Annotated in this window: 4 protein-coding genes and 2 pseudogenes; all 6 read right to left on the bottom strand. The window is 32.9% G+C overall.

The window, feature by feature from the left end:
* Positions 1 to 547 precede the first annotated feature (547 nt).
* Entirely contained in the window at positions 548 to 721 is a 174-nt protein-coding gene (locus tag CO726_RS31625; RefSeq protein WP_169513123.1) for a hypothetical protein, read from the bottom strand.
* A gap of 192 nt (positions 722 to 913) precedes the next feature.
* The gene (locus tag CO726_RS30650) at positions 914 to 1,141 is read right to left on the bottom strand and encodes a hypothetical protein (RefSeq protein WP_099686798.1); all 228 of its coding nucleotides are present in this window, start codon (positions 1,139 to 1,141) and stop codon (positions 914 to 916) included.
* A 44-nt stretch (positions 1,142 to 1,185) separates the two neighbouring features.
* Positions 1,186 to 1,455, bottom strand: a complete 270-nt coding sequence (locus CO726_RS30645) for a DUF4160 domain-containing protein (protein ID WP_136699912.1) — start codon at positions 1,453 to 1,455, stop codon at positions 1,186 to 1,188.
* A 47-nt stretch (positions 1,456 to 1,502) separates the two neighbouring features.
* Positions 1,503 to 2,228, bottom strand: a pseudogene (locus CO726_RS30640) (hypothetical protein).
* Between the two features lie 35 nt (positions 2,229 to 2,263).
* Positions 2,264 to 2,485, bottom strand: coding sequence for a hypothetical protein (locus tag CO726_RS30635; protein WP_099686796.1), 222 nt, complete (start codon positions 2,483 to 2,485; stop codon positions 2,264 to 2,266).
* A 172-nt stretch (positions 2,486 to 2,657) separates the two neighbouring features.
* Positions 2,658 to 2,771: pseudogene (locus CO726_RS30630) on the bottom strand (DUF2325 domain-containing protein); the annotation flags it as partial.

Raw genomic sequence — 2,771 nt, 5'->3', positions numbered from 1 at the left:
CCCTTAGAAGCCCCGCGGACAATCGGGGTTTCTTTTTATCAATATATAGTTGTCAAAATAATTATTTAAGTGTTAAAATACCATAGATTCTCCTTAGGGAGCTTTCATGTAATTAAACAAGAGTTTATAAAAGTTCTCGAATCTTAGCCCCTTGGAGCGCCCTTCAAGGGGTCACCATATCAAAAAAAGAAAATTGTACGTTACGTCACATTTTGGACACATTTAAGGCATTTTCTGTACGCTAAGACTATTTTTTAGTTAAATATGGACTATTTGGTACTGGAAATTCGATATTTTCTAAAATGTCAACTGGAATATTCCTTTCACAAATGGGAAAAGTACTCGTGGTTTGTAAAGGTATACCTTTAAGGACGAAACTTTAATCCTTATGAAATCAAGGTTTGTCATGTTTATAAACGTGTAACGAAATATTTATAAACGTTTATTAAGTACCAACGACCTTTATAAATCTCTTAGCGTACAATTTTCTTAAAATGATATGGTGACCCCTTCAAGGGGCTGAACCAATTAAAATAACGATTTTGTTTTACAATTTGCCGTGCTTCTTTAAAAATTTTTCCAACTCATTAATCCAGTCGATAGTAAAACCTGTTGGTTCTTCAGTCATTTCATTCAGAATTGAAATTATATTTCTGTAAGTGATATCTGCCTCATCTAGTTGACCTTGTAAATATCCTTTTTCATAATCCTCACTTTTCATTTTTACGCCACCTTTCCAAACTACGAATATATTAGGATCCATACTGATAATTTCGTTCGTGTTTTGCTTTCTAAATTTTAATGGCCACAATTTTATAGTTCGGTTTTAAAACCCTATTAAGTTGGTACTGTACTTTTTTAAAACCCTTTTTAATACCGTTAAGTAAGTACAGTACCAATTAACGATTTTTGTTTAAATCTGATTTTCCAGCTGATCTTTTGCCCAAACCAATGCATCTGATAATACATTTGTAAGGACTTTACCTGACGTCTCAAATACACACTCAAATTCTGGGCAAGGCTGAACATCATAATCATTCGGACAAACATCTAAATCAAACAATTGGATACACCAATTTTCGTCTACCGAATAAATATTTATTTGGTGTAACTCCCGAAGCTCTTTTATTAACTCTTCCATTCTCGCTCTCCCCTTTTCTACAAGATAAGGATTTTGTTATAAAATCACCAAAACGTTGGAAACTGTTTATCGATAACATCCACAACGAACTGCTTATTACGTTGCAACCAATTTTGAGCTTGTTTTAATGCCCCTCTTTTTTTCATAGCTCCCTTATCGATTAAAAGTTGTTGATCGATCTGAATGTTAGCTTCTTTAAAATCTTGGTGATTAATATGAACCTTAATTTCTAACTGATCTTTTTCATTTACGAATCTTACTGTTAAATTTCCCACCTTTTTGATTCTTGGAATATCTATATACACATCGATCACCTCTCCTTTTTTTTGCAAAATAACTATTTTGTGAGGTTTCACCGATTTTAAATATCAGCTAAATCATAAATTGAAGCATCTATATGCCTTATAATAAAAATTTCTTTGTTAGAGTAACTGCTATGGTTGCTAAAACTATGAACCTCAAGAGAAGGGAAACGTTCTGTAAGCATTTTGATAAGCAATGAACGGTTTTGATGATTGTCGATTAAATCCAGTTTTTCGCTCCTTCCTTTTTCAAATTCGGCAAATTCAAAACCTATATTACGCAAGTATTAAATGTGTTCCACTCTGCTCCTTTTATCTGTTACAGGTGTTTTACTGAAAGAACGATAGTGTTCTAGCATAAAGCTAAATTCCACTCTCATTCCGCCATAGGGATAATATTTCGTATCATGCACATGATTAAATCCTTCCGTATTCCACCAACCACTAACAACTTCAGAAAGATGTTTCAACTGTTCTTTTAAGCCTTCAACAGGTTTATCGGAACCCAATTTATCCTGTAACTCATGTATTGTTTGATTCGCCTTTTTAATCTCTGCATAACGTTTTTCTTTTTCTTCCAAAAGATGTGATTCGTAATTTAGTACTTTTGCTGCTTCACTAAAATAGCTTTCTATCAATGATGGAAGTGTTTTTGACATTTCGACTGAAAGTGAATCTTCACTAACCCATTCACGTAATTGAGCGTTAGCAAAGTGAATATCCTTTAATGCCTTCAGCAATACAGCTTTTTGATCTTCATTCAATTCCAATTTCTTTTCGTCCATTTCCCCAGCTCCTTTTTATTCAAATAACGCTTTGGTTATAAAATATTCATATTAAATAACTTCTTATTACAATCGATACAGTAAGCAACTTTCCCACCTTTATAAGATACATGGTCGTGCAATGAGCTGTTATCCGCTTCTCTTCCATCAAAATTATGCTTATATCTTACAGTTCCATACACTTGCTCTTTCGTGTAATATCCCTCATTAGAACCGCAATGAGGACATTGAGATATTGGTGCTCTTACTCCCTCCATCATTTCCCCACCTACTTTTACATAAAATTCAAATTTGTTGAAACTCAAATAAATAACTATTTTGTTCTTGTTTTGGTAGGGATAGCATTCTAATTCCTCCAATATCAACTTTATAATTTTTATATAAGGATTATATGATTTTATGTTCAAAATAAATTTCTTACTACTAAACTTATGCTGCTTGCAAATGCTTTAACCCAATCTCTAACGCACCTGTTCCTCCAAAACCCTGATTAAATAAAAGTGGGACATCATACTTCTTTGCGTATTCTTTTGCTACATCAAT

Source organism: Bacillus fungorum (genome assembly GCF_002746455.1).
Taxonomy (GTDB): Bacteria; Bacillota; Bacilli; order Bacillales; family Bacillaceae_G; genus Bacillus_A; species Bacillus_A fungorum.
The sequence above is the reverse complement of the archived record's forward strand: the minus strand, read 5'-3'. Positions and strand labels throughout refer to the sequence as shown.

What these genes read in the sequence shown, in the direction of transcription:
- CO726_RS31625 (WP_169513123.1), bottom strand. Translation starts at nt 721, where the DNA reads ATGAAAAGTGAGGATTATGAAAAAGGATATTTACAAGGTCAACTAGAT.
- CO726_RS30650 (WP_099686798.1), bottom strand. Translation starts at nt 1,141, where the DNA reads ATGGAAGAGTTAATAAAAGAGCTTCGGGAGTTACACCAAATAAATATT.
- CO726_RS30635 (WP_099686796.1), bottom strand. Translation starts at nt 2,485, where the DNA reads ATGGAGGGAGTAAGAGCACCAATATCTCAATGTCCTCATTGCGGTTCT.